The sequence below is a fragment of the Acetobacter tropicalis genome, assembly GCF_030644465.1.
GTDB lineage: Bacteria > Pseudomonadota > Alphaproteobacteria > Acetobacterales > Acetobacteraceae > Acetobacter > Acetobacter tropicalis.
Genome location: NZ_JAUYUW010000001.1, coordinates 3,565,622 through 3,587,785, shown reverse-complemented (window position 1 = coordinate 3,587,785; position 22,164 = coordinate 3,565,622). Strand labels below are relative to the sequence as shown.

34 protein-coding genes and 1 pseudogene are annotated in these 22,164 nt (G+C 54.1%); 9 read left to right on the top strand and 26 right to left on the bottom strand.

The annotated features are described in order from the left end of the window. Nucleotide 1: 1 nt before the first annotated feature. The 14 genes from QWU00_RS16135 to QWU00_RS16070 form a co-directional block, all read right to left on the bottom strand. Complete coding sequence (locus QWU00_RS16135) at nt 2-1,327, bottom strand: phage portal protein (RefSeq protein ID WP_035381437.1); 1,326 nt, start codon at nt 1,325-1,327, stop codon at nt 2-4. After that, the gene (locus tag QWU00_RS16130) at nt 1,315-3,114 is read right to left on the bottom strand and encodes a terminase large subunit (protein ID WP_052051451.1); all 1,800 of its coding nucleotides are present in this window, start codon (nt 3,112-3,114) and stop codon (nt 1,315-1,317) included. Before QWU00_RS16130 ends, QWU00_RS16135 begins: the two co-directional genes overlap by 13 nt. Then, complete coding sequence (locus tag QWU00_RS16125) at nt 3,104-3,688, bottom strand: hypothetical protein (protein WP_035381439.1); 585 nt, start codon at nt 3,686-3,688, stop codon at nt 3,104-3,106. Before QWU00_RS16125 ends, QWU00_RS16130 begins: the two co-directional genes overlap by 11 nt. Before the next feature lie 143 nt (nt 3,689-3,831). Next, nucleotides 3,832-4,158 carry an HNH endonuclease signature motif containing protein gene (locus tag QWU00_RS16120; protein ID WP_035381442.1) on the bottom strand — a complete coding sequence of 109 codons (327 nt, stop codon included), beginning with the start codon at nt 4,156-4,158 and terminating at the stop codon, nt 3,832-3,834. Between the two features lie 2 nt (nt 4,159-4,160). Further along, nucleotides 4,161-4,772, bottom strand: coding sequence for a DUF3164 family protein (locus QWU00_RS16115; protein ID WP_035381444.1), 612 nt, complete (start codon nt 4,770-4,772; stop codon nt 4,161-4,163). 42 nt (nt 4,773-4,814) lie between these two features. Next, a complete protein-coding gene (locus QWU00_RS16110) occupies nt 4,815-5,690 on the bottom strand; it encodes a tyrosine-type recombinase/integrase (RefSeq protein ID WP_035381446.1) in 876 nt (291 codons plus the stop codon). Nucleotides 5,691-5,840: 150 nt separating this feature from the next. Further along, entirely contained in the window at nt 5,841-5,990 is a 150-nt protein-coding gene (locus QWU00_RS16105) for a hypothetical protein (protein ID WP_166443809.1), read from the bottom strand. Between the two features lie 92 nt (nt 5,991-6,082). Next, a complete protein-coding gene (locus QWU00_RS16100) occupies nt 6,083-6,487 on the bottom strand; it encodes a hypothetical protein (protein WP_035381448.1) in 405 nt (134 codons plus the stop codon). A 98-nt stretch (nt 6,488-6,585) separates the two neighbouring features. Then, the gene (locus QWU00_RS16095; protein ID WP_052051453.1) at nt 6,586-7,314 is read right to left on the bottom strand and encodes a hypothetical protein; all 729 of its coding nucleotides are present in this window, start codon (nt 7,312-7,314) and stop codon (nt 6,586-6,588) included. 34 nt (nt 7,315-7,348) lie between these two features. Further along, complete coding sequence (gene socB / locus QWU00_RS16090; RefSeq protein WP_150395710.1) at nt 7,349-8,089, bottom strand: type VI toxin-antitoxin system SocB family DNA replication inhibitor toxin; 741 nt, start codon at nt 8,087-8,089, stop codon at nt 7,349-7,351. Beyond that, on the bottom strand, nt 8,061-8,624 hold the full coding sequence (gene socA, locus QWU00_RS16085) for a type VI toxin-antitoxin system SocA family antitoxin (RefSeq protein ID WP_035381450.1): 564 nt from the start codon (nt 8,622-8,624) through the stop codon (nt 8,061-8,063). Before socA ends, socB begins: the two co-directional genes overlap by 29 nt. A gap of 237 nt (nt 8,625-8,861) precedes the next feature. Continuing rightward, nucleotides 8,862-9,104, bottom strand: a complete 243-nt coding sequence (locus tag QWU00_RS16080; protein WP_035381452.1) for a DUF2442 domain-containing protein — start codon at nt 9,102-9,104, stop codon at nt 8,862-8,864. After that, nucleotides 9,085-9,321: a DUF4160 domain-containing protein gene (locus QWU00_RS16075; protein ID WP_035381454.1), complete on the bottom strand. Its 237-nt coding sequence runs from the start codon at nt 9,319-9,321 to the stop codon at nt 9,085-9,087. The genes QWU00_RS16080 and QWU00_RS16075 overlap by 20 nt, the downstream gene beginning before the upstream one ends. After that, on the bottom strand, nt 9,322-9,456 hold the full coding sequence (locus QWU00_RS16070) for a hypothetical protein (protein WP_269320089.1): 135 nt from the start codon (nt 9,454-9,456) through the stop codon (nt 9,322-9,324). Nucleotides 9,457-9,622: 166 nt separating this feature from the next. Here QWU00_RS16070 and QWU00_RS16065 point away from each other — a divergent pair, with 166 nt between their 5' ends. The 3 genes from QWU00_RS16065 to QWU00_RS16055 all read left to right on the top strand — a co-directional run bounded on the left by QWU00_RS16065 (nt 9,623) and on the right by QWU00_RS16055 (nt 11,522). Further along, nucleotides 9,623-10,054 carry a hypothetical protein gene (locus QWU00_RS16065; RefSeq protein WP_231551836.1) on the top strand — a complete coding sequence of 144 codons (432 nt, stop codon included), beginning with the start codon at nt 9,623-9,625 and terminating at the stop codon, nt 10,052-10,054. Beyond that, on the top strand, nt 10,051-10,764 hold the full coding sequence (locus QWU00_RS16060; protein ID WP_035381456.1) for a BRO-N domain-containing protein: 714 nt from the start codon (nt 10,051-10,053) through the stop codon (nt 10,762-10,764). Before QWU00_RS16065 ends, QWU00_RS16060 begins: the two co-directional genes overlap by 4 nt. Before the next feature lie 80 nt (nt 10,765-10,844). Next, nucleotides 10,845-11,522, top strand: coding sequence for a hypothetical protein (locus QWU00_RS16055; RefSeq protein ID WP_150395709.1), 678 nt, complete (start codon nt 10,845-10,847; stop codon nt 11,520-11,522). On the opposite strand, the gene QWU00_RS16050 is transcribed toward QWU00_RS16055, so the two are convergent. The 8 genes from QWU00_RS16050 to QWU00_RS16015 are packed head-to-tail and all read right to left on the bottom strand — an operon-like array spanning nt 11,413 to nt 15,089. Next, the gene (locus tag QWU00_RS16050; protein ID WP_035381458.1) at nt 11,413-11,895 is read right to left on the bottom strand and encodes a hypothetical protein; all 483 of its coding nucleotides are present in this window, start codon (nt 11,893-11,895) and stop codon (nt 11,413-11,415) included. The two genes, QWU00_RS16055 and QWU00_RS16050, sit on opposite strands and share 110 nt — an antisense overlap. Continuing rightward, on the bottom strand, nt 11,847-12,119 hold the full coding sequence (locus QWU00_RS16045; RefSeq protein ID WP_081939102.1) for a hypothetical protein: 273 nt from the start codon (nt 12,117-12,119) through the stop codon (nt 11,847-11,849). The genes QWU00_RS16050 and QWU00_RS16045 overlap by 49 nt, the downstream gene beginning before the upstream one ends. Beyond that, on the bottom strand, nt 12,119-13,252 hold the full coding sequence (locus tag QWU00_RS16040; protein ID WP_150395708.1) for a hypothetical protein: 1,134 nt from the start codon (nt 13,250-13,252) through the stop codon (nt 12,119-12,121). Before QWU00_RS16040 ends, QWU00_RS16045 begins: the two co-directional genes overlap by 1 nt. Before the next feature lie 4 nt (nt 13,253-13,256). Continuing rightward, nucleotides 13,257-13,496, bottom strand: a complete 240-nt coding sequence (locus QWU00_RS16035) for a hypothetical protein (RefSeq protein WP_035381460.1) — start codon at nt 13,494-13,496, stop codon at nt 13,257-13,259. Next, entirely contained in the window at nt 13,489-13,986 is a 498-nt protein-coding gene (locus QWU00_RS16030) for a hypothetical protein (RefSeq protein WP_231551837.1), read from the bottom strand. The genes QWU00_RS16035 and QWU00_RS16030 overlap by 8 nt, the downstream gene beginning before the upstream one ends. A 46-nt stretch (nt 13,987-14,032) precedes the next feature. Beyond that, nucleotides 14,033-14,518, bottom strand: coding sequence for a hypothetical protein (locus QWU00_RS16025; protein WP_035381462.1), 486 nt, complete (start codon nt 14,516-14,518; stop codon nt 14,033-14,035). Next, the gene (locus QWU00_RS16020) at nt 14,515-14,871 is read right to left on the bottom strand and encodes a hypothetical protein (RefSeq protein WP_035381465.1); all 357 of its coding nucleotides are present in this window, start codon (nt 14,869-14,871) and stop codon (nt 14,515-14,517) included. The genes QWU00_RS16025 and QWU00_RS16020 overlap by 4 nt, the downstream gene beginning before the upstream one ends. Then, nucleotides 14,868-15,089, bottom strand: a complete 222-nt coding sequence (locus QWU00_RS16015) for a helix-turn-helix domain-containing protein (RefSeq protein WP_150395707.1) — start codon at nt 15,087-15,089, stop codon at nt 14,868-14,870. The genes QWU00_RS16020 and QWU00_RS16015 overlap by 4 nt, the downstream gene beginning before the upstream one ends. A 90-nt stretch (nt 15,090-15,179) precedes the next feature. Between QWU00_RS16015 and QWU00_RS16010 the strand changes: the two genes are divergently transcribed. The 6 genes from QWU00_RS16010 (at nt 15,180) to QWU00_RS15985 (ending at nt 18,128) form a co-directional block, all read left to right on the top strand. Beyond that, a complete protein-coding gene (locus tag QWU00_RS16010; protein WP_166443811.1) occupies nt 15,180-15,515 on the top strand; it encodes a helix-turn-helix domain-containing protein in 336 nt (111 codons plus the stop codon). Between the two features lie 225 nt (nt 15,516-15,740). Further along, nucleotides 15,741-16,121 (top strand): hypothetical protein, encoded by a 381-nt coding sequence (locus tag QWU00_RS16005; RefSeq protein WP_150395706.1) that lies wholly within the window; start codon nt 15,741-15,743, stop codon nt 16,119-16,121. Continuing rightward, nucleotides 16,118-16,357 carry a hypothetical protein gene (locus QWU00_RS16000; RefSeq protein ID WP_035381469.1) on the top strand — a complete coding sequence of 80 codons (240 nt, stop codon included), beginning with the start codon at nt 16,118-16,120 and terminating at the stop codon, nt 16,355-16,357. The genes QWU00_RS16005 and QWU00_RS16000 overlap by 4 nt, the downstream gene beginning before the upstream one ends. Beyond that, entirely contained in the window at nt 16,354-16,620 is a 267-nt protein-coding gene (locus QWU00_RS15995) for a hypothetical protein (protein ID WP_035381471.1), read from the top strand. The genes QWU00_RS16000 and QWU00_RS15995 overlap by 4 nt, the downstream gene beginning before the upstream one ends. After that, entirely contained in the window at nt 16,620-16,778 is a 159-nt protein-coding gene (locus QWU00_RS15990) for a hypothetical protein (protein ID WP_156105425.1), read from the top strand. The genes QWU00_RS15995 and QWU00_RS15990 overlap by 1 nt, the downstream gene beginning before the upstream one ends. A 186-nt stretch (nt 16,779-16,964) precedes the next feature. Further along, nucleotides 16,965-18,128: a site-specific integrase gene (locus QWU00_RS15985; protein ID WP_052051459.1), complete on the top strand. Its 1,164-nt coding sequence runs from the start codon at nt 16,965-16,967 to the stop codon at nt 18,126-18,128. A gap of 367 nt (nt 18,129-18,495) precedes the next feature. Here QWU00_RS15985 and QWU00_RS15980 read toward each other — a convergent pair whose 3' ends face one another. From QWU00_RS15980 to QWU00_RS15965, 4 genes and pseudogenes are all read right to left on the bottom strand, one after another. Beyond that, nucleotides 18,496-19,101 carry a hypothetical protein gene (locus tag QWU00_RS15980; RefSeq protein WP_035381473.1) on the bottom strand — a complete coding sequence of 202 codons (606 nt, stop codon included), beginning with the start codon at nt 19,099-19,101 and terminating at the stop codon, nt 18,496-18,498. Nucleotides 19,102-19,349: 248 nt separating this feature from the next. Next, complete coding sequence (locus tag QWU00_RS15975) at nt 19,350-20,015, bottom strand: DUF2268 domain-containing putative Zn-dependent protease (protein ID WP_035381475.1); 666 nt, start codon at nt 20,013-20,015, stop codon at nt 19,350-19,352. A 39-nt stretch (nt 20,016-20,054) separates the two neighbouring features. Continuing rightward, a complete protein-coding gene (locus QWU00_RS15970; RefSeq protein ID WP_187668566.1) occupies nt 20,055-20,900 on the bottom strand; it encodes a P-loop NTPase family protein in 846 nt (281 codons plus the stop codon). 339 nt (nt 20,901-21,239) lie between these two features. Then, nucleotides 21,240-22,015: pseudogene (locus QWU00_RS15965) on the bottom strand (transposase). Nucleotides 22,016-22,164 lie beyond the last annotated feature (149 nt).

The following is a 22,164-nucleotide window of genomic DNA, read 5'->3' as shown; positions in this document are numbered from 1 at the left end:
CTCAATTCTTATGAGGTTGCGATGGTGCGGGTTGAGGTGCACCGTTTTGCTTGCTCGCCTGTTGTTCCAGCGGCACGTTGGTGCTGTTCACCAGCACGGTGTCACCGCCTTGCACGGCTGGCAGGTTCCGCTTCTTTCGGCTCTCGTTAATGGTCAACTGGCCGCTGCTGATCTGCTGCGCCGTGACGGCCGCCGCTTTCTGCGGATCCATGGAGAGCAGGCCATCACGGTCAAACTCCACAAAATACGGCGTGCCCAGAAACAACTTGGCATTGAGCTCCCCTTCAATGCGCTTCAGATCCGCATCCAAGGTGAAAATCAGATACGCCAATGTGTTTTCAGAAAGGCCGGATCCCCACGATGTGGTTTTATCCGTCTCATTCAGCAGATGCAGCGGCACACCGAAAAACCGGGAAATATCCGCGACCTGATAGCGCCTGGCCTCAATGGTTTGCAGATCCTGCGGGCTTAACTGAAACGGCGTATATTTTGCCCCATCATCCACAATGATCGTGCGGCCCCATTTGGAAACGCCAGAATAATTGTTCTCGATCTGCGCTTTCATGCGCCGGAACGAGGCATCATTCATTTTGCTCGGTACCTGCATCACCCCGCTGGGGAGGGCGGCGTTCTGATGCAGGCGGCCGGTGCGTTCTTCCATGGTCTGCGCTAACCCGACCGATCCGCGTGCGAAGGACTGAATGCGGGAAAGCCCCTTGAGGCCATCAAAGCCCGGACCCGGTATGTGCAGCATATCACCCTGCAAAACCGTTTCCACCCGCCCATCCGGATGGGTGCAGACGTAGAAATTCACGCCAGGCATGGACGGGATCCGTACAACCTGAACCTGCCAGGGCATGAAGGTTTCAAACCCGATCACACGGGCGGCACCATCATACCGGATGGCGCTGTAGTGGTTTCCCCACAACAGCAGGTTGAGCCCCCAGAGTTCCCGCCAGGAGAACGCCGTCAGGGATCTGCCCGGATAGGGCATGACATTCAGGAGCGGAGCGAGCCTGTGCCTGGCCGCTTCTTCCCGCTCCCCATTGTCCTTCTGCTTCCAGATCTTCAGCGGCAGTCCTGCGATCACCCCTGCTTCCAGCGTGACGCAACGGTAAACGGCGGAGCATGCCATGGAGGTGGTTTCCCGTACCCGTGGCATCCACTCCTGCCCGCTTCCAGGCGTGCCGAGAAAATCCTCCCAGCTTGCGATATCGCTGAGCGGTGTTGTTGGATTTTCCGGGTTGCCCGCATTGCTGAAATGCGGCTCCTGCCGATCTGCAGGCGGTGTAGGCGCGCTACCGAACAGGCGGTTCAGGAGTCCCATAGTTCCTCACGATCATAGATGCTTCTGGTAGGAGGCTCCGGATTGCGCGCCATGCAGGAAACGGCATCAAACAGGGCCATCAGCGGATCAATCTTCTTGTCGCCCGCCATCTGCTTGGTGATTTCCACGTTGTTCCCCTTGGCCTGCGCTTTGGCATTCCCAACAGCCCACGCCATGATGGGGCGGTTGCCATGAGAAAACGTGCCGTCAGCCAGCTTGCGCTCCAGCGTCTTGATGGCCCCGGTCATCTTCCAGCCCTGGCTCACCCCAACAATGCGGTCCTGATCAATCCCCTTTGCATGCAAAGCGAACACGATTTCAGCCACACCGGCTGGATCCAGACCAATCAGCGCCAGCTTGTCGGTCTCGTCGATCTGCTCAATCACATCCGCCAACTGCTGGTTGTCTTCTCGCATCTCCTGGGTGATGACGAGATCCCCCTCCTTCTGGAAATCCAGATAGCGCGGGGCCTCTTCCTTGCGGTGCTTCAGCACGTCCTTGAAAACCCAACTGCGCTGCCAGTGCAGCCAGTCCTGGCTTTTCGCGTCCCGGCCCAGAACAGCCAGGGAAAGAAAGTCATCCAGACCGCCGCCGTCGATCCCGCAGACAATCACGTCCGAGCAGTCCAGCAGCAGATCCAGCGTGACCTGCGCATTCCCCTGCCGCTCCCAATACTTGGCTCCGGCCCAGGCCTTTTCCCGCAGGGACATGCCCACCTGGACGTTCAGGTGCTTGGCCATCCACACGCGCAGCACTCCCTCCCCTGCCTCTTTGGCCTGGGCGTATTTGTCACGCAGGAACTCCTCTGACACGGACACACCCAGATTGGGGTTGGTCATGTACCAGTTGTCCGGGTTGTGCTGACCGTTCTTATCCAGAACCTTCTGCGGGAATTCATAGATCACCGGCAGGAAACGCGGTGCCACGATCTTCCCGTCTCGCACTGAGCGGGCATATTCCAGACGGCTCTTGAACACCCCGGCCGGTTCTTCATCAGACTGGGTGCTGAGATAGATGACAAAGCCTTCCGGACGGGACGCAATGCCGCCCGTGGCTTCCATCAGCATGTTTTCAGCAGTCGGTTTCTTCCCGAACTCCCACAGCTCATCCACCAGAATGCCGGTGGCCTTCTTCCCCACAACCGAGGATCCGTCAGCCGCCACCACCTTCAGGGTCGCACCCGTTTCCAGGTGCGTGATGATGCGGGTGTAATCCTGCACATGGAACAGGGCTTCAAGATCCGGATCAGCCCGGATCATGTCACGGGCGGGCTTGAACGCGTTGTCCGCGGCTTCCTTGGTGGGTGCCAGAATCAGGAACTCAGCGGACTGCCGCCAGTTCAGGATCAGCACTGTCAGCATCACACCGGCCGCAATGGTGGACTTGGTGTTCTTCTTGCTGACCAGCAGGAAGAACTCGGTAATCAGACGGGTACCGGTATCCGGGTCATATGACCCGAAAATGGCAGCCGCAAAGTCCTTCAGCCAGTCCCGGCAGGATTCCCCGATGGTCGGTTCATGCAGCACGTCCACGATCTTGAGCGCATTGAAGACCGCCATGCCCTGCTCGGCCGCCGCTGGAAAAAGCGGCTTGCACGGCACAAGGCTTTCGCCTGCCATGATCCGCTTTTCCCAGTCTTTACATGCCGTGCTCCAGACCGGTTTTCCGCTCTTATCTGGCGGCGTCACGGTCTGCTTGCGTGTCCTGGTGGCCGAGGCTTTCTTCTGAGTGGCCGCTGACTTTTTGCGCACGGCAGGCGCTGTCTTGCTGGGGGACTTACTTGCCATTGTTCACAACCAGTTTGGGAGAGGCCATGCGGGCAAACCTGCCCTTTGCAGCCTTTTCGGCCGCCTCCTTCCGTTCTTCCTTCACGCCTTTCTTTCCGGCCTTCCCTGCTTCCATCATCTGGATCTGCTTCAAGGTGCGCAGCGTCTCGGCCCGGTCTCTTGTGCTGATGGCCTTGAGCATGGCCTGCTTGCGGCGGTCGCTGCGGTCTTCAGCCGTTTCTTCCTCAATGGCGTCCGCGATTTCGCCCAGGTAAGCCGTGGCATCCTCCAACTCGCCCACAAGGCGTGACGCCAGTGCGCTGATCCGGTCATTCAGGTGATAATCGGCACTTTCCGGGGGGATACCGCCCTGTTTTGCGGGGGCTGCGGGCCTAGTGCGCGCAGGTTGGTGCGCACTTTGCGGTTTAGTGCGCACTTTGGAGGCGTTGGTGCGCACCCATCCCTCAGTCTTGATGCGCTTGCGTATGGAGCTTTCCGCAACGCCATGCTTCTCCGAAAGTTGGCGGTTTGACTGGCCTCCAGCGCGAAAGTCAGCTTCCACCGCTGCCCAGTCGATGCTCGATTTTCTGGCCACGATAGTCCTTCCCGCGCCCCAAAAGTGCGCACTTCAAAACTCAAAATCGGAAAATTTTTCACGCGTGGGACGGGCGCGGTTACGCCCCTATGCGCCGGGCGAAGATTTACCCTCCCCCCCATGCTCCACGCGCATGTCGCAGATCACCAGATTCGGGCGTTCCGTTCGGCCCGCACGCTGGCTGTTTTGGCCGTGTGACAGGAGCCGCACAGCAACTGCACGTTGCGTTTGTCCAGCTTCGCGCCGCCGTCCTTCAGCTCCACGATGTGGTCGCCAAAGAGACGCGTGCCGCTCCGCCCGCAGCGTTCGCAACAGTTGGGCCTCTCGCGCTTGATCTCAGCCATAAGAGCCCGCCATTCAGAGCTCGTATAAAAGCTGTCAGCACGCTTGGGCGGCTCCTTGGCTATGCTGGTATCCAGAACACCGACAAGCGGCTTCAGGCAGCTCAGTGAGGCATGTTTACGGCTCACGCTCACAGCTTGGCCATGTCGAATGGCACAAGCTCCCACTTACCTTCTACGTTGCCGCGACGATGCAGGCGCACATAGTCCTTCGTCACGTCTAGACGCACGCTGTCAGAAATGGCGTTCATGGCGCGCAGCCACCGTTCATCCTCAATGTTCAGACGACGGAGCCCAAGGATCTTGCCAGCCTGGAGCTTGCCCTGCTGACCAACGTCAAAGGCGTCCATGACGATAGCTTCAAGATTGGGGTTGCCGCCCTTGGTCCACTCTTTCAGGCATTCATCAATGATGGTCTTGGCCGACTGAATTTCCGGGCCGAACGAAATGCAGTTGCCAACCGCAACCGTGACGCGGAGCGTGCCATCGTAACTGGTGAGCGTGACGTTGCCTTTCTCACCACCGATCTTGGTCGCGTACTGCTCCGCCACCAGTTCAAGGAACGCATGCACTTCTGTGAAACAGGTGCGCTTGAATTCCAGCATGAACTGCCGCACCGGCTCACCCTGAGCATGCAAACGGCGTACAAGATCATCCTGCAGCTTGTCAGATGGCCGGACGTTCGCCTCTGGCACCAGCCGCCCGCGACCGTCCCGCATGTAACCGTCAGGCACGGTTGTCATTGTCGTCCTCCGTCGTTGTCTGATGTGCCCGCGCTCGGTGCGTCAGGCGAGAAGATCCGCGCCAACGGTATCCGCGCTGGCGTGGCTGTAGCGTGTTGTCGTGGCGAGCGAGCTATGCCCAAGCTGGGCCTGCACCCAATGCACGTTTTGCCCGGCATCCAACTGGTGCGACGCGAAAGCGTGGCGCAGCCAGTGGGCGGACGCATCCGGCGCAAGCCCAGCCCTCTTTGCGGCCCGCTTCACCACGCGATGTGCTGCGCGAATGTGAAGCGGGCCGCCATCGTGGCCGGGGACAACAGGCGCATCCGGCCCGTCATCAACCCTGAGCGCCACGAGCTCTTTCCACAAAGACGCCGCGACCTGAACGTGCCGGGTCTTGCCGCCTTTGCCGAAAACCGTTGCGATGCCGCCAGACTGGCGGCGTGTCATGTCGCGCCAACGCAGTGTGCAGGCCTCCGAGAGCCTCACGCCGGTTCCATACAGCAACGCCAGCAAACCATGACGACGCGGATCAGCCTCGCCCGCAATCATGGCGAGCACCTGCGGCCGCGTGAGAATGCGCTCGTTCAGACTGTCCCTGCCGCGCTCCAGGCGAAACGCCATTCCCGCGTCATGCGGAAGGAAGTCCAGCTTGTGGCCGTAGGTCAGCAAAGACTTCACGGCGCTGAGCTTCCTGCGCCGCGTGCTGTCTGACGCATCGCTCATGCTGTCATGCCACGCCTGGAGATCCTCCAGGGCAACATCAGCCATGGGCTTGGCAACAAAACGGGCGAACTCTGCAACATCTGCGCGGTAGGCCCGCACCGTATGGCTACTGCGGTTATGGAGCCACGTTTTGACGAGCGGAATGTCTGCCCTGTTGAGACCGTCATCCGGGGCTGCTGGCGCGGCCGATCTAGGCTGATCACCGCTAACCATTTGATATTCCTAAATTATAGGGTCGTTTCCAGACCTCAAAAAGCGTCAGATAACTGCCGTTATCTGACGGGTTTGAGGGGGTATCTGCGGGTTATCTGACACATTGCCCGGTAGGCTCTGTCAAATAACTCCGTGTTATCATGACGCTTTTTAGCGGCATGCTGTAATGATTGCTGCCACGCCGGGGAGGGCCTTTTCGGCGGCAAATGCCAAGCAAAGCAGAATGAGGGCGATGAAGCGCCATGCTTTGATTTCATTCATAGCTTGTACCAAACGCCAGATATCTTTAAGATCAGGCATGTTCATTCCTGGGCATGCAGGGGTGGGCAAAAAGAAACCCCCGGCTGTTCACGCAGCGCGGGGGTTTCGCTTATTTTTCCTATGCGGGGCCGTTATTCCGCGTGGGGCGCACCGCCAATTTTGCGACCCTTACTGCCGGGGCGATAACCACGGGCCAGAGCGCAGCTGACCACGCCGGGGCGCAGGCGCTCCAACTGGCGGGCGGTGTGTTCCGCTGCCAGAGCGGCATCCACCCGGCGCAGGCACTCCGTGCTGACCGTGCCGAGAATGCTGGTAAGGCCCCCTGCCCTGACAAGAACCGGCGCACCGCAACGGGCAATGTGACCACGGACCGCAGAGCAGCCCGCCAGCGGCACATCTGCCCGGTGATGCGGCAGGCACGGCGCTGCCAGCGGCACCACCGCACACAGCGCACCGCGAACAGCCACCACAAGGACCGGCCATTTTCCGCGCAGCACAACGGCCCCACGGCAGACGCGCTGCTCATGATGGCTCATGCTTCTTCACTTTTCTGGAGACATAAAAAAAGCCGTGGACCCGGTTGGGCACACGACTTCGAAGATTTTGACTGTTTATTGTAAGTTAGGGGTAAGCGTCAAGCAACTTTATTCCAAGAACGCTTCCAGGAATTTTGAGATGGCCCTGTTTCGTCTCCTGAGGCGGCGAAATTAGACAGTGCATCATATAATGCTTTTCTTGCATCATCACTAAATTCTTTATGGTTAACATTCACATTATTTAATTTAGCGTATAGATTTCTATTTTCTTTTCTTAAGGAATTAACTTCTTCCATGAGAGAATTTAAAGCAAGTCCCGCATCACCCCCCGAATTAGCTATGCTTTGCAAAGCTTTCGCTATAGTAACAGGGTTAGACGATTTATATTCTGAAGAAGAAATATACTCAACACACCCTCGCAAATCCTCTCTAGCTGAAAGTATTCCAGACCAAGTTTCTGTTGAAAATGAAATACATCTCTGGTCAAAATTATCAAAAGGAATTTGTTCGCCACTTTGTATCATATGTATGACAGGTTTATCACAGGCGTGTCTAATCCCAAGCTCATAAAAAGCATTTGGATTTCTTTCTGAAAGATCTGCGATAGCTAGGTCTGCATTAAGAATGTCGTTAATTACTGCGGAGTTAATCGAGCCAGGACTGACGTCCTTATCAGCACGCTTCACTTCATAACTGAACGGATCCTTTTCCAGAACCTCTTTTATTATGCCATCTAAAAGAAAATCAGCATGCTTCCTTGTTGGTGAGTCCACACTTCCTATTGGGCCAATAACAAAACATGTTTTCTTCTTTTTTTTATCAGACATTACTCAATGCACCTTCTGCAATACAGTATTTCAATCAACCAAAATCAAAACAACTATTATCATCAGTGCCCGTACGGCGCGGCGCACGCTCAAACTGCTGCGCTACCCGCACCCAGTCTGCATAAACCTCAAATATGAGTTCGGTTAGTTCGGTAGGAGACCAACGTACTGGGCCAGAATGGAAATGCGGAACAACAGAGAAGCCTGTCTCTTTAGTGCCGTCAAAGCGAATGACCGCAAGGGCCAACTCTTCAAGTTCCGGTATGGACTGACGGATAAGCCAGTCTTGCACACTAAAGACAACATCCCTTGCATCCGCGCTAAGACGCGTGTCAGGGCCACGAAAATCGAAAAAAGGAACAAACGTCCGTGTTTCATCAATGACGCAAAAGCGGTTGTCCCAAAAGCGTGTGTAACCGTGTGAAGGGTTCATCATCCCTGGCGGCATGTCGTCATACCGGATGGAGGACCACGCATTGTCGCGCCAGTGATCAAACAGAGCTTTTGCTTTCAGGCAATTTTGCTCTTTTTCAATTTGAGACTTTTTGCACTTGCCACCAATTCTCTCTTCCAAAACGCTCCATGGCGCATCAGGCACGAAAAAATTGAATCTGGGCTGTTCACGCAAAATTTCGCCAAGGTGTGAACGCACAGGGTCATAGGACCAAATGCCTCCACCCATGACGAACTTCCTTATTGCATTGTCCCTGATCTCTCCTCTCGGGAGAGCTGCAAATCGAGCAAAATCAGTACTGGGGAGGGACTTCTTCGCCATCTAGGGAATCGCTTTGTTCGTGAGGTGCGATCATGAACATACGATTTCCACGCTCCTGAGTCACCTTATCAGGTATCTGGCGCGTAACAGCCTCACCTTTCCGGACTTTTTCCCAGATGAAATGCCAAGGTCCATTTTCAGCGTGAGACAAATCAACCAGCCTGCCAGCAGGCAAATGCCCGACATTAAGCAATACCGACATAATGGCGCGATTAAGCTGCCAATCTTCGGGGGCAGCAAGTTCGCGCTCTTCCCCCGTAAGCAGATTTTGGGCCTTGGCGCGGCTCGTGATGGGGCTTTTCCCAAAGTCACTGAAGGCTTTGTAAACGGTCGGGTGAACGGGCCCATACTGCCACGCCTCAAAGGCACCTTTAACCGCAGGTTTGCCTGTGGTCGCCAGATACCGGGCATGAACAAAATAGAGAAGCTTTTGGAGAGCAAGCGGTGTGATGGTCGCCTGCTTTTCCATCACCAAAGCGGCCATATCCAGCAATTTGTTGGCAACAGCTCGGGGGTCATACGGCGCTTGCGACATACTACTTTCCTCCCCTTCTGGCTGCTACCCAAACCCGCAGGCAACGTGACTTCTCACCGTGAGAAGTCACGCGCAAAGTTGCCGCGACATGTTCCGTAGGAACCTACGGTAAGTCTGGCGCGGGTTTAGTACCTAACGCATCAAAATAATAGGGGCTGAAATTTAAAAAACCTTACACCTTGGGAGAAACCCAGCCTTCAGCCCTGAGTTTCTTCCGGTTTTCAGGGCCTTCACCCCTCAGGAAAGGCGCAAGAGGCTGGCGACAGAGATGTCTTCATCAACGTCAGGCCAATGGATACCTTTGCCGCGGCCGATAAACCGCCAGTGCGCTCTCTGCTCGGGGGATGCATCGCGCAGGCGCGGGAACCACTCAAGCGGCACGGAAAGCTCCCGCCCGTCCGCCATCACAATATGGAGCAGGTCACTATCCAGCCGCACATCAGTTGCGGTGGGGTCAAATTTAGCTGCCAAAATGGGCATCCCATGCCTCCCTGAACGTGTCTCGATGCTCAATGACCATCATACGCAATCTGGTGAGTTCGTGCGACCTGAATCCGTCGTTCATGGCCAGCGCAACCGGGTCAAGCCAGTATTTGGCAACGTTCTCCCCCGCTTCAATATGGATATGCGGCGGTTCGTTCCCTTCCATACTGTAGAAAAAGAACCTGTAGCCGCCAATCCGAAGAACTGTCGGCATTCAGTCTTTTCCATCAGTGGATTTTGCGGCTTCCAGTCCTAACTGGATCAGGCGGCGTATGGCTTCGCCCCGGCTACGAATTCGGCTCTCGAAAGACCAATCATCAACAGCCTTCACTTCTGAAGGTGTCATCATTGTCGTAACGCGCTCTGATTTTAATTCCTCTGACATTCAACCTTTATAAACGATCACAACTTGGAAAACAACACTTGATAAAGTTTATAAAGTTTTCATACATTATACAGCCGGACAGGAGCTACAACCTTCCTGCCCGGCCTAACCTCAAGCAGGGAGTATCCCCATGCCCAAGGCTAACGCCTTATCTACCACACAACGCCGTTGTGTGCTTACCGGAATCATGGCTGCACCGTTGCTGGCTGTCACGCCAGCCGTAACAGCCTCCCAGTTGGATGATGCGCGGCTCTTCGCCAGTCATCAGCGCTTTCATGCTGTCTATTCTGCCGTGCGCGCAGCAAGCCGCGAACCGTCCCCCGCCTTTGGCACACCCGAGTGCAATGCGCGGGAAGCCCTTTTTGACAAAATGGTTCTGGAAGAATGTGACCGTCTGGAAGAGCTGGCGGCCATTCCTGCCCTCACTCCGCAAGGTCAGCGCCTGAAGGCGGAAATCATTCTCGCACTTCTGCCGGAGCACCTGCGGTATAGCGAAATGGACGGAGAGACACAGCTTATCCTCTCGCTGGCGCGGGATCTGGTGCGGGAGAACGTAGCGTGAGCAACGTCATTCCGTTCACCTTTGATGGATATGCCGTAAGGGTGCTGACCCGCGACGATGAACCGTGGTTCGTGCTGGCTGATGTGTGCAGCGTGTTGGACATAACCAACAGTCGCAATGTCACCGACCGGATGGATGAAGACGAAAAGGGTGTCCATACTGTGGACACCCTTGGCGGCCCGCAGGAGATGAGCATCATCAATGAAAGTGGCCTCTACAACCTCATTTTCACCAGCCGGAAGGCGGAGGCCAGACGGTTCCGCAAGTGGGTGACGGGCGAGGTCCTGCCCGCCATCCGCAAAACCGGCAGCTACGGCCTGCCCTCTAGCCCGCAGGAATGGTTCAACCACTTCGCCCGCGTGCTGTGCCTCTGGGATGCAGTAGGCCCAGATGCCGCATTGCAAGAATGGAAAACCATAGGGCCGCTGTTTCCCATGCCCCGCAAGCAGGCTCTGCGCCTGCTGATGGAAGCAGCGCTAGATCTACCAGCCAACGTCCTACCCCCGGAACCAGCAGGCTCTGGCCGATCAACCACCGCCACCCGCATAAGCAGCCGCCACAATGGTGCACTCGGCGGCCGTCCCCGCAAAGGCGAAAGCCCCCAACAGGCCGCATCCCGCCGCTTCCACATGGTGGAAAAGGAAATCACCCCTTCCCCCGACGGCTCCAACGCCGTGGTGGTCACCTATGCAACACACAAGGGGGCTTAGGCCCCCTTCTTTTTTAGCGTTAGTCCGAAAAACCGAATCATGCTTTGAAGCGCGTTTTTACGCTTTGGAGATATTTAGAAGTGACTTGGCAAATTAAAAGTACAAACCTCCCTTATTTAAATGATATTTTTATTACGGAAATTGATGCAAAATACTTCCATAGCCTGTTGCCATATGCGCCATTATTCAGCTTTCTAGCTGCTTGTGTGACTCTAGCTTCCACTTGGATACTCACACACAAAACCCATAAAATCGCAAAAGAGAAACTAGACTTAGATCTTTTCATAAAAAGATTTTCAATATATGAATCGTTTGTTTCGTCAATAGAAGCTATGCTATCCAGAAAAAACAATAAAGATATTGATATTAGTAAATACTGGTTATCTTCTAGAGAGGCCATGCACAAATCAATACTATTACTTTCTAAAAATTCTTATTTAGATTTACATCATATACAGAATAATATTACAAATCTTTACAATAAAAAATACAAAAGAGGAACTGGCGGAAAAAGAACTGAAGATACTGAATATGAAAAACTAAGAAACATAGTTTTAGCCGATAGAAAAATTCTAAATAAGATATTCAAGCAATACACGATCGAAATGTCTTTTGAAAAAGATCAAAGATTTTTTAATTCATCAAAAACTACCATAACCTCCCCGGCATCCGATCCAGAGCCTCAACCAACTGGTCCAAAAGCAATTCTAATGCGCCTGAAACGCGCAGTTTGTGAGTGGAGCCGGCCTCTGCAATAGCCTGCACGCTCATCCCATCAATCATCATGCGGCGCAGTAGGGTCTCACCTACAGCGCCCAGGGCTTTGCGCACGTATTCACACCGGCTCACGGCGGCGGCGCGGGCCAGCATGATGGTGTGAGGGTCTGCTACACCGCCTTTGCGGCCTGCTTCCGGGTCTCTGGCACCCAGCACGCCGGTTTCATAATCCCTTGCCCACAGTTCGGCAGCCGCTACGTGGGCGTCTGTAATGGTTCCGGCACGGCGCAGCGCATACAGCGCGCCAGAGGAACGGTAACGCTTCTCTGGCGGCTGCTTTTCCTGCTCCTGAACGTAAACTTCCGTTACGTCGCCTTTTGCCAGTCTTTCTGCTGTTGGTTTGATGTCGCGCACGTTGCTGCCCCGCGTGTTCTCGTGTACCGTCCTTGTGCATCACGGGGTTTCTCGAATGCGTTTAAACGGCGTTGCAGGGTGGTGACTTCCAATTCAGCCTCTGCGCGCCGTTTCTGTTCCTGGGCCAGTTTGGTCTTCAGGTCTTCCATTGCATCAATCGGGTTGGGCCTGCCCTCTGCCCGTAGGCGCAGATTGCGCAGTAATACGCGGACATTTCCCGCCATCACGCCGCCACAGCCTCGCTTCCCTTTGCCTGCGCCCTGAAATGCGCCACGTAAATGTCATATCCGGGTGGACAGTCGGGGAAGCCATTCTTCTGTGCAACAGACGGCCACTTGCGACCTACCACGCTTAAATCCTTCTCTGCCTGCATCATTCTGGCCCACACAGGCTGGGCACGTTTCCACGCCTCCTGCGCCTGCCGTTCGGCTTCATCCTTCGGAATAGCGGGTTTTGCCGCAGGTTCCGTGCTTTTCTGTTGGATGGCCTGTCTCACCGGGGCGTCAAAATAGACAAACTTGTGCGCTTTCCCGTGCAATGGCGCGATAGTCTGCACAATCAGCCCTTCATCCGCCCCGGCTTGCAACCAGTCCCGGACGTAGTTTTCGGCGTAAGTCCGTTGGTCGGCCCCTATGCCGCCAGCTTCCCTCGCCTTCTGGGCAATGCGGCGGACTTCGGCTCTGTCAGGTTTTGGGTTTTCGGGTTCTCTAGAAAGAGAGGAAGAAGAGATATTATGAGTTAAGTTAGTATATTCTCTCTCTTCTTCTAGGGAACCCAAGGAACCTGACGGGTTAGCGTTTTCCATAACCTGAGCACTCTCGGGTTTTTTGTTTGGGTTTTCTGTGCCACCCACCACGCCATAAAACGGCATGTTCTTTTGCCCTGCCACCGGCACGCCATTCTTGCGCGGACGGCCACCCTTGCGGCCATTGATCATGCTGGCCAGTTGCTTGGGTGTCAGGCCCGCAGGCACATCACCACGCGCCTGCGCTTCCGCCACCCACTGGGCGCGGTCCTGCTCCGCCTGCGCCTTACGAGCGGCACGCTCTTCACTGCGCAGAACCTTGTCGTAAAAATGCGGGCTGAAGAGTGCGCCTGCATCGTCCCGTGCCATCATCCCTTTGCGAATGATGGCAGGCAACGTGCTGACCAACACATCAGAAGGCATGCCTGCAACCAGAGCGATCTCAGCGTCCTGCATAACATCCTGCCCAATCCGAAACACGCACGAGCGCATTTCCTTCAAGGCATCATGCAGTTTTACAATCACACCGTGCAGCTCTGCTGGCAGACAACGCAGCAATTTGAGTGACGGTATTTCCTTACGGTCAAATTCAGCCACATCTGGGCGTATCATGGCACTAGCCATTCTTTACCCTCCCAGGCGTAATGGGTTTCTTGCGGCGGAACATCTCCACACGTTCCAGGCCCAATGCTTCCAAGCAAGCGTCACTTACCTCTCGGTTGCAGTTGCTCCAGTTGGAAACGGTGCCCTTGTTCCGGCCATGCAGGCGGGCGAAGGCGTTGTTTCCGCCAGCGCGCGCCACCTGTGTATTCAGTTCTGAAAACACCTGTTGCAGCGTCAGCAATTCCTCAGCCATGAGCGGCCTCTCTATCAGAGACTATGTAAGGCTGGTTGTCTTTCTGCACCTGATGCACGCGTGCCAGGGCGCGTTCAAGAATGTGCTTGCCCTGCATAAGTTTGGGCCCGATCTCACGCGCCTCATGCGGATCTATGCGGCCATCCTCAAGAATACGCACGGCCGTGCCAAGCACATCTCCAGATGTGCGGGCAAATTCGCTCATATCCTGCCCAAAATCACCGGCACCCACATGCAGCGGAAGCACCACAAAGCCCAGTGCATGCGCCATTTCCATCAGATGGATGGGCTTTTCTGCGCAATGATCAAGATCTATCGCCACATCCAGCGGCACCACGCTTGGCTGGTTGCGGCTGGTGTAAGCGTGCAGCTGTGTTTCCTGCACGCGGGTGAACCCTGCGGCAGAGCGGAAATCCCCTACAGCCTGAACGGCCGTTTTGGTTGCCGTCTTGATAGCTGCGAGGAAACGGGCGGAAAACGGAGCCATCATGTATCCTCGGAAAGAATGCCAGAAGGAAAAATGCTTCTAAGTGTTTTCATTTTTGAAAACACCTTGGTCTGTTTGGGGCAGTTCCTTTGCTGGCAGCGGCATTGGGCGGTACGTTGCCGCACCGCCCGCCATCGTCCATTGTGGAATCTTCGACAAAACCAACAAAGGATGATTCTTTATGAAACCAACCGTAGAAGAACTTGAACGGAAAATAGATGAACTTGCGAGCAATCAGCGCAAAATTCTTGATGCGCTGAAAGCCGCTGACATTCTTATTCCCGGTCTTAATTCTCCGTCCGAAGAGGGAAGTGTCTACGACCGCCCGGATCTCTGGAAATAGAGTCCCATGCTTTGCAAAGCTTGCAAGCCTGAGCGAGGAAGTTTCCAGCCTTTCTAGAGATGACGGCAAAGGATGCGGGCTAAGCAGAATTGTCTGAATGGCCCATTTCCGAAGCTCGATATCGGCCTGAACACCATTCACCTGACAGGCTTCAGGCCCTGCGGCATGACTGGTTTTGTTGCGACTGCTCATTCCGAAACACCTGAAACTGACGGCGTTTTATAGTCCCGAAACAGTATTTCTATCTTGGAGTATCCGCCTTCCTGCATAAGAATAACACCTGAAACGCGGGAAGAGCGGATCATACCGTTCAATCGCTCAACCACAGCCTGAATAACAGCGTCAGCTTCATCTGAAGTCAGGTTCTGGAATTCAAGCCACTCTTCACCGGAGAATTTCTGTCTCCAGAAATCCATGGCGCGTTTAGCCGCAAGCTTCCGCTCTTGGGCAAGGACCTCTTGCAAAGCCGCGTGCATCTCGGCCCGAACACTATTCGGCTGACAGGCTTCAGGCCCTGCGGCATGGTTCTTCTCATGACACGTCATGTCGCAACTCCTGCACCTGAAGGCACATCAAAAATATCCGGCCGCATGACGTGCCGAGGGATTCCTAGCGCCGCTTCGATTGCCCTGAGATGGGCTACAGGAACAGTTTTCCATCGTAAGGGGGTGGTGTGTGACTTTAAGCCGCATATTTCGGCCAGCCGCACACAGCCACCAGCAGCTTTGATGAGTTCCTTGGCATCCATCGCGCTAATGTGCATCTCATTCACATATCTGGTCAACACAAAATGTGCATGACAGCCACACACGCTCTGCCGGTTGCTGTCATTCTGATTCACATGACTGAGACAATGGGTGAACGCCTGAGGAAATTGCGTAATGAGCGCAATTTAAATCAAACCGAAGTCTACGCTGAGACAAACGTAGATCGTTCCCACTTGTCCAAACTAGAAAATGATAAGGCTGGAGTAAGCTGGGAAAGTCTCGCAGCTTTAGCTGATTTCTATGACGTTTCCGTTGATTACCTTAGAGGTAAGAGCTCTGTTCCGACGATCCAGTCTCCGGAGAATATCGCGCATAGCGAGGATGAGAGGCTTCTCCTCAAGATATGGCGTGCTATGAACGAGAGCGAACGTGCAGGCCTGATCGCGTTGGTGGGTAATCGTATCAAACCCACCGCCATCTAAAAGCAAACCAGACTCGTTTGTTCTCAACATATTCATTTGCTAATACTGAAGAACATTAAGTGAACATTCAACCCAGATGTTCACTGGGGGCACCTATGCGAAGCGTAAACGGCTAGAAATAAAGCCTTTTTTATTCTTTTTGTGCTTGTGGTTCACATTTTCATTGACAGAAAATGTGCTTGATATGCACATTGCCTTCATCACAACCCGTGATGGAGAAACATCATGTTCAACGCTGCACGAGAGAGCCGCCCAGCGCAGGCCCCGGTAGCACATGGAAGAGGCGGCTTTTTCGCTCAACCTTCCGTCCCAGTAAAGCGTAACCTCGTTATCAGCGCCGAGGATAACGCGCTCATTGAGAAGATCGCCGCGCGTGTAGCGCCTCGCAATAGCCACAAACGCGCGTTTGATCTGGCCTGCACCATGCTCACGGAATGTCACCGCCTGTGCCGCCCTCTTGCTCTGGCAAGAATGGCCGCTGCGGATGCTGATCAGATCCGTGGCGATCTGAGCACGCTGCGCCAGCACTTTGACGTTGGCAGTTGCACCCTGCCCCACACCGTCAACCTGCGCTTTGAAGCCAGATTCTGGCAGGAAAAATCATGAATGCTATCTCCCAACAGCCCAAAGCGCAGGACCATATCAGCCGTGCGCAGGATCATATGCGGTTAGCTGATATCCTCTTTTTGGAAGCAGATCGTTTTGAGCGTTTCCGTCGCGCATCGCTTGCCAGCGATAAACTGGAAGATGCTGCGGAATGGAAACATCTGGCTGCGGCCTGCCGCGTATCTGCGGAAGCCCGTGTTCGTAGAGCCGACAAGCTCACAGGAGCCCGGCCATGAACACAGTGCAGCAGATAGACACCCTGCAAAAGCGCGCAGACTGGCCAGAACAGGCCCTCATTCATGCCGCCACACTGGCCGGAAAGGTAGTCGCTACCTGCCGCGGGCTCTCTCGCACAACAGTGGGTGAGATCGTCAACGCACTGGCCTTTATCACTCTTGCTATCGTGCTGATGTGCTGCACAGACGTAGGCTGGTGGCTGCTTGGCCAATGGGCAGATGGCGTAACCAAAATCGTCCTCTATCTGGAGGGCGTGTCCTGATGGTACCGCACCATGCACCTGCCCTTAACCGTGCTCGCCCGCGCCTGGGCTTTATGTCTGCTCAGGCTCTGCGCCTTGGCGCTCCTGCGCCGCAAAACATGACTCTCGTTTTAGCAAAACTGAAAGATAGTGCTGAACTGGGAGGGGTAGATGGGTGAGAAGCTACCTGAGCTGATGACGCTGCCGGATGTTCTGGAACGATTGCGTGGCATCGTGGGCCGCACTTATCTGCTCAAACACCTGCGTGAATATCCTGAGTTCAATGGCCGGCCGACGCACCGAAAAATAGGTGGCAAAGTTGTGGTCCGTGCCGAAGATTACCCTCGCCTACTCGAAAGCCTGGAATGCCGCTCAAAGTCGTCAAACGCAAAGGAAGGCAAACGCTATACGTCCGTGGTACCGTCGGCGGAGAAAGCGTTTATGAATGCACAAACACTTCTGACCCGAAACTTGCAGAAGCTTTCCGCGCCAAAAGAGAAGCGGAACTCTGGCAGGCGAGTGTCTATGGCAAGCGGGCAGTAGTCACGTTTGCCGATGCCGTGACGGGGTATGTTAATGCAGAACCACGCAGCAAAACAACGCAAAGGCATCTACTGCGGCTGGTGAACTATTTCGGTAAGATAAAGTTGTCTGCCATTGGTCAGCATGAACTAGATCGCGCGTATGCTGCCATACTTACGCAGGGTGGAGAATCTAAGGGCGCAACAAAAATACGGGCCGTCCTTACTCCGCTTCGCGCTGTTTTGGAGTGGGCCGCGATTCGTGGCTGGTGCGACAAGCCTGCCTTTGAGCGGCCCAAGGTTGAGCTTGTTCGCATGCAGTTTCTGCGGCCAGAAGAAGCCGCGGCGCTCGTAAACGAGGCCGCCCCGCATATTCGCCCTCTACTCGTCTTTTTGATTACCACCGGTGCCCGGATGTCTGAGGCGTTGGAGTTAGAGTGGCAAGATGTCGATCTCGATGGGGCACGGGCGGTGGTCTGGCAGAAACAGGGGAATGAGCGCCACATAGATCTGCCGCCGGTAGCCGTCATTGCCCTGCGCGGGATCCCGTGGCGAGATGGGCGCGTGTTCCGGCCCGTTTTCAAGCGGCGCGATTCGCATGGCGTGTTGCGCTGGGTAGTCGGAGATGCATACCTCGATACCAACCGGACCGGTGGAGGCCAGATCAAGAGCGCATGGGCCGCAGCTTGTCGCCGGGCCGGACTGCCTGGTCACGAGCGCGTGTGGACCCCAAAGGGAGAACGGTGGCCTAAGAAGGTATTTGTGCCGGATATGTCACCCCACTGTCTTCGGCATACATTTGCCACGTGGCACTATTGCGTCCATCGGGACTTATTGAAACTGAAGGAGGATGGAGGCTGGCAGACCATCACCATGGTGACGCGGTATGCCAAAAAAATGCCGGACCACTATTGCGACCAGATCAGGAAATGGTGGGCATATGATGACTGGTCCGAAATTCAGAAATGCGTGCCATATACGGGCCAGCCAGTCCATGTTGAAAATTAATTCAATTAGAACAAATGGTTATAAAAAAGGCTAATCGCCTTCACACGGCGGGGGTCACAGGTTCAATCCCTGTCGCACCCACCACGATTTCCCCCAGTTTTCTGCGGGTCTTATGTGGTTTCCGGTTGTTTCCCAAAGATCGTGTTAATCCACTTTAGTATCAACTAAAGCACTTTGGCACGCATAAATCCGTGCCAAATCCGTGCCGCTTTTTCTGATTCGTTTTTGCTTTTGCCGCTTTCTCACCCGTGTCTCCACTTTGGTCCAAATACCTAGAGGGTTTAAAAAAACTCTAGTGACTTTCCTGGTAAGGTTATCTGCTGGGAGATCGAGCTGAATGTTAGTATGCGATGATCCAAGTTAATGGTTAATAGGGTGGATTTAGTGCAGCGTGGGGCAGCCGGTCCACGTTACCCCAAAATCGAAAGACGGCACGTGCATAACGCAGTAAATCATTCGGCCGCACCCGAAGATTATCGCTTACTGGCGTAGGGCCGGGTACTACATCAGAATAGTCGAGAGACGGACTATCCCAAAGGCTTGGTGCTTGAGCTTTTAGCTCTTGACACGACCGGCCATCTCCGTGGCGGACCACATTCGCCACCAGATGCATTTCCTCGAGATCATCGGCCATTTCATTCACCGTAAGATCGAGCGATCCAATTTTCGCGCACTCTTTAAGCAATTTGCCCCAATTATTTCCTACTTTCACATCATGCCCGGCCACCCACCGTCTAAGTTGCCGCTCAAACATGCCGTCAAATGTGAGGGAGAATGCTTTTATGGCTTCGTTAGCTATATAGTTATCAACTTGAGCAGCGCAGTTGCCTGCAAACTTCTCAAAAGTTTTCATCTCCCCTGTGATGAGGGCGCCATGCATAGGGAGTTGATCAAGTGTTGCTACGATCACACGCTGATAGAAGCGATGAGCGTTCGCCTGAAAAACGCGCGGAAGTTGGTCTGTCGAATTCATGGTTCTTGCATAGCGGTGCTTTGGATAGGTAGCAATTATAAGGTTTACGCGCGCTTTTCATACGTTCTTGCGACAATTCTAATGACCGATTTAAGGCGGCACCGCCTATCTGTTATCGCTCGTAGAGCAGACAGGTTGTTTAGGGGGGGGGATTACGACGGTCTGCTTTTTGTCACCTGCTATCAATAAGCAGACATTGGGTAACGTCCTGACTCTAGCGGTAGGCGTTCACGCTATGTCCGTAACATTTAATCTTTCGCAATTAATCCGCTTTTGATGGCAGCGGTGATGGGAACACCGGCAGGTACGTTGATCCAATCGACAGTATCGGCGCGAACGGTGATCAGCCAATTACCGACGATCTCATAACCAAGTGTGTAGCCAAACCATCGTGGAATCGACCCACGTCCAAAAAACCAGCGTGAGTGGTCATATCTGACTTCCGAAAGCATGCTTTTCTTCACCATAAAAGCTTTCAGTTCCGAGATAGGAATTGCGGCTTCCCATAGCTCAGGCTGTGACTGCATTACATGCTGGACGAAACGACCGGCCAACCCTTCACTGACTAGGGCTTCGCCAAATGTCTTACCATATCCTTGTCCTGCCATTCTGAGGCAGTGGTGAACCTCATGTACGATTTGGCGTACCAGAGCTCCCCCAAAAAGGCTGTTCGCAAAATTCGGATTATCAGGATCAAAGCTCAGAGCGAATAGACTTGCTCGATAGGCTCGACCTGAAATGCCGAGCTCAGGGATAGTGTGGCCATCCGCGCGCTGAATAAGGACATCCATTTTGGGTATCTGAACATACCGAGCCAATACAGCATAGGCTGATTGAAGGGCCTCAATAATAGGTGAACGATGGTCATAAAAATTCCCCGACGCATCTAACCAGTGAATCGTCCAATTTTTCATTTTTACAGGTGCCTACCGCTTGGACACAGAAGCCTCTCCTCACAAGATCGGTGATGTCGGTGTTTGATACAACATAAAAATGCTTCGACGGGTGGAGAGGCGCAGCGCTGAACCGATTAGAGTTGACGACATGGATAACCCACCATGGAGAGAGCCGCGCTGATGACTGGCAAGCAGACGATAGACTTTTGTTTTGAGGCTTATGCGCGCCTTCGCCCAACTGTGGATGAATTGACGAAGCTCCTCGGTCCGGTTCTGCGGCGCTCCTTTGCCGTCACGCATGGAGAAGGATGCTTCATGCCCGATGAGCCACGGGAGCAGACCTAGACGGTCGTAACTCTCGCCCGCATCGGAGCGACCTGGATTCAACCATTGCACAAAAATGTCGAATTGATTCTCGACTACATAGTTGAGCGTTTGACGCAATGTCTCTGTGTATTGGATCGAGCACAGTATGATGCGGCACTTTTGGTTCTCGAGAATATCCCCTGCATAAAGTTGGCGCTCTTCGGGCGATCCGCTAATTAAAAACACCTCAACGCATTCGCCTCCATAAAGAGTCAGAGTTCGAGTATTTTGACCTGTTCGTACCGTCGCACCGAACAAGGTGTTCCACGTAGTCGATTTGCCCGAGTTTCGATTGCCGAGAACTCCAACGAAAAGACGGTTACCCAAACTATCCTCCTTTAAATCATGGGCTTGTCCGAAACACACAACATCGCGGTGCTGTGTCGAATCTCCAGCGCTTTTACACGGAGCGAGCGTCCGCTTCAAAGCTGAGACGGTCACTTTGTGAACGACCGCAAGGAGGCGGTAGCCGACACGGCTACCCTCTCCTGCTTTACAGCCCAGAAAGTCTTTCCTGCTGCTCTGGGTGGGTGGCATACGTGATCACCGTGGCACTTTGCCCGTTCTCAGACGGAATTACCTCTTTCTCCACCATGTGAAATCTACGCAGGCGGGCTTCTTCGGAGGTTTCTCCTTTGCGCGGCCTACCACCCAATGCGCCATTGTGGCGGCTGGCAACTGTTCTATCAGTGCTTGTGGAGCGTTCTGATGAAAGAGGAATGCCGGGCATATTCAAGGTTACCTGGAGGGTTCGAAAAACCTTTGACTGACTGCTTTTGTGCCTGATTTCCTGTTTTTGACGTGTTGATTTCTGGTTCCTTAGCCTGATTTTCGTTCTGCGATTTGAGCATACCGGGGACTGCCCCCTCTGGATGACTACGCGCTCGCGCTCAATCTTTCGAGGAAGAGAAAGCGGCGCATGTTGTAGACAATATTGGCCAGTCCGATCCTCATGGTGGCCCGGGTGATACCGATGGTTCGGATGAACAGTCCCGTCTGCGATTTCTGATCGGCAAAGACATGCTCGACACGAGATCGGACCACTGACTTTCCAGCATTCGATTTCTGGATATGCCGGGGCATAGGTTTGAGATGCGGCTTTTTCCTGTGAACCTTTGAGACAAAGCCCTGCTTTTCCATGAAGTCTTCGTTGGCTTTGGAGCGATACGCCGTGTCTGCCCAGACGCTTGAGGCCGTATTGGTTTTATCCAGCAGCCCTTCTCGCAATCGCGCGCCATCACTGGCGGCGGCATCTGTCGTCTTCCATTTCTGGATGAACCGGAACTTCCGGTCGATGGAAACATGGGACTTGTAGCCAAAGAACGGAATGGCCAGACCGTTTTGGCATCAGGCACACGGTCCGACAGCCCCAGGCCAAGGAAACGCATGAACGACAGGCGGTCGTTGATCAGATATTCCGTCCGTTCATCAGACAAATTGTTCAGCGTCTGGATCACCAGGATCTTGAACATCAACACCGGATCAAATGGCGGTCGTCCGCCTTTACTTCCATCTGAATAGGCCAAAGCCTGCTCCAAATCAGGGCGGAACACTTCAAAACCCACTGTCCGGGAAAACGCTTCGAGCTGATCGCCAACCCCGCTCAACCGGGCAAGCCGCTCTTCAACATCAAAGAAACCAGCCTGGTTCATAGCGCCATTCCCTCAGCCAGAGCCGGACGAATGGAATCACAGAGCTGGTTTCAAAACCAGGGGGTTTTTAGAACCCTCCATTTAGGTTATCGATATTTCTAAAATCGTTCTTGATGAAATAAAATAATATATTTTTTCTGTATAATTTT

Bases quoted from the DNA above. Each gene is read 5' to 3' on its own strand.
- QWU00_RS16010 (WP_166443811.1), top strand. From the start codon at position 15,180: ATGGGTGAACGCCTGAGGAAATTGCGTAATGAGCGCAATTTAAATCAA.
- QWU00_RS16130 (WP_052051451.1), bottom strand. From the start codon at position 3,114: ATGGCAAGTAAGTCCCCCAGCAAGACAGCGCCTGCCGTGCGCAAAAAG.
- QWU00_RS16045 (WP_081939102.1), bottom strand. From the start codon at position 12,119: ATGGCGGGAAATGTCCGCGTATTACTGCGCAATCTGCGCCTACGGGCA.
- QWU00_RS15990 (WP_156105425.1), top strand. From the start codon at position 16,620: ATGGTACCGCACCATGCACCTGCCCTTAACCGTGCTCGCCCGCGCCTG.
- QWU00_RS16095 (WP_052051453.1), bottom strand. From the start codon at position 7,314: ATGTCTGATAAAAAAAAGAAGAAAACATGTTTTGTTATTGGCCCAATA.
- QWU00_RS16105 (WP_166443809.1), bottom strand. From the start codon at position 5,990: ATGCCTGATCTTAAAGATATCTGGCGTTTGGTACAAGCTATGAATGAA.
- QWU00_RS16075 (WP_035381454.1), bottom strand. From the start codon at position 9,321: ATGCCGACAGTTCTTCGGATTGGCGGCTACAGGTTCTTTTTCTACAGT.
- QWU00_RS16020 (WP_035381465.1), bottom strand. From the start codon at position 14,871: ATGACGTGTCATGAGAAGAACCATGCCGCAGGGCCTGAAGCCTGTCAG.
- QWU00_RS16040 (WP_150395708.1), bottom strand. From the start codon at position 13,252: ATGATACGCCCAGATGTGGCTGAATTTGACCGTAAGGAAATACCGTCA.
- QWU00_RS15970 (WP_187668566.1), bottom strand. From the start codon at position 20,900: ATGCCACCCACCCAGAGCAGCAGGAAAGACTTTCTGGGCTGTAAAGCA.
- socB (WP_150395710.1), bottom strand. From the start codon at position 8,089: ATGGCGAAGAAGTCCCTCCCCAGTACTGATTTTGCTCGATTTGCAGCT.
- QWU00_RS15980 (WP_035381473.1), bottom strand. From the start codon at position 19,101: ATGAATTCGACAGACCAACTTCCGCGCGTTTTTCAGGCGAACGCTCAT.
- QWU00_RS16015 (WP_150395707.1), bottom strand. From the start codon at position 15,089: ATGCACATTAGCGCGATGGATGCCAAGGAACTCATCAAAGCTGCTGGT.
- QWU00_RS16135 (WP_035381437.1), bottom strand. From the start codon at position 1,327: ATGGGACTCCTGAACCGCCTGTTCGGTAGCGCGCCTACACCGCCTGCA.
- socA (WP_035381450.1), bottom strand. From the start codon at position 8,624: ATGTCGCAAGCGCCGTATGACCCCCGAGCTGTTGCCAACAAATTGCTG.
- QWU00_RS16080 (WP_035381452.1), bottom strand. From the start codon at position 9,104: ATGCCCATTTTGGCAGCTAAATTTGACCCCACCGCAACTGATGTGCGG.
- QWU00_RS16070 (WP_269320089.1), bottom strand. From the start codon at position 9,456: ATGATGACACCTTCAGAAGTGAAGGCTGTTGATGATTGGTCTTTCGAG.
- QWU00_RS16115 (WP_035381444.1), bottom strand. From the start codon at position 4,772: ATGACAACCGTGCCTGACGGTTACATGCGGGACGGTCGCGGGCGGCTG.
- QWU00_RS16110 (WP_035381446.1), bottom strand. From the start codon at position 5,690: ATGGTTAGCGGTGATCAGCCTAGATCGGCCGCGCCAGCAGCCCCGGAT.
- QWU00_RS16030 (WP_231551837.1), bottom strand. From the start codon at position 13,986: ATGATGGCTCCGTTTTCCGCCCGTTTCCTCGCAGCTATCAAGACGGCA.
- QWU00_RS15995 (WP_035381471.1), top strand. From the start codon at position 16,354: ATGAACACAGTGCAGCAGATAGACACCCTGCAAAAGCGCGCAGACTGG.
- QWU00_RS16000 (WP_035381469.1), top strand. From the start codon at position 16,118: ATGAATGCTATCTCCCAACAGCCCAAAGCGCAGGACCATATCAGCCGT.
- QWU00_RS15975 (WP_035381475.1), bottom strand. From the start codon at position 20,015: ATGAAAAATTGGACGATTCACTGGTTAGATGCGTCGGGGAATTTTTAT.
- QWU00_RS16005 (WP_150395706.1), top strand. From the start codon at position 15,741: ATGTTCAACGCTGCACGAGAGAGCCGCCCAGCGCAGGCCCCGGTAGCA.
- QWU00_RS16100 (WP_035381448.1), bottom strand. From the start codon at position 6,487: ATGAGCCATCATGAGCAGCGCGTCTGCCGTGGGGCCGTTGTGCTGCGC.
- QWU00_RS16035 (WP_035381460.1), bottom strand. From the start codon at position 13,496: ATGGCTGAGGAATTGCTGACGCTGCAACAGGTGTTTTCAGAACTGAAT.
- QWU00_RS15985 (WP_052051459.1), top strand. From the start codon at position 16,965: ATGCCGCTCAAAGTCGTCAAACGCAAAGGAAGGCAAACGCTATACGTC.
- QWU00_RS16025 (WP_035381462.1), bottom strand. From the start codon at position 14,518: ATGAGCAGTCGCAACAAAACCAGTCATGCCGCAGGGCCTGAAGCCTGT.
- QWU00_RS16065 (WP_231551836.1), top strand. From the start codon at position 9,623: ATGCCCAAGGCTAACGCCTTATCTACCACACAACGCCGTTGTGTGCTT.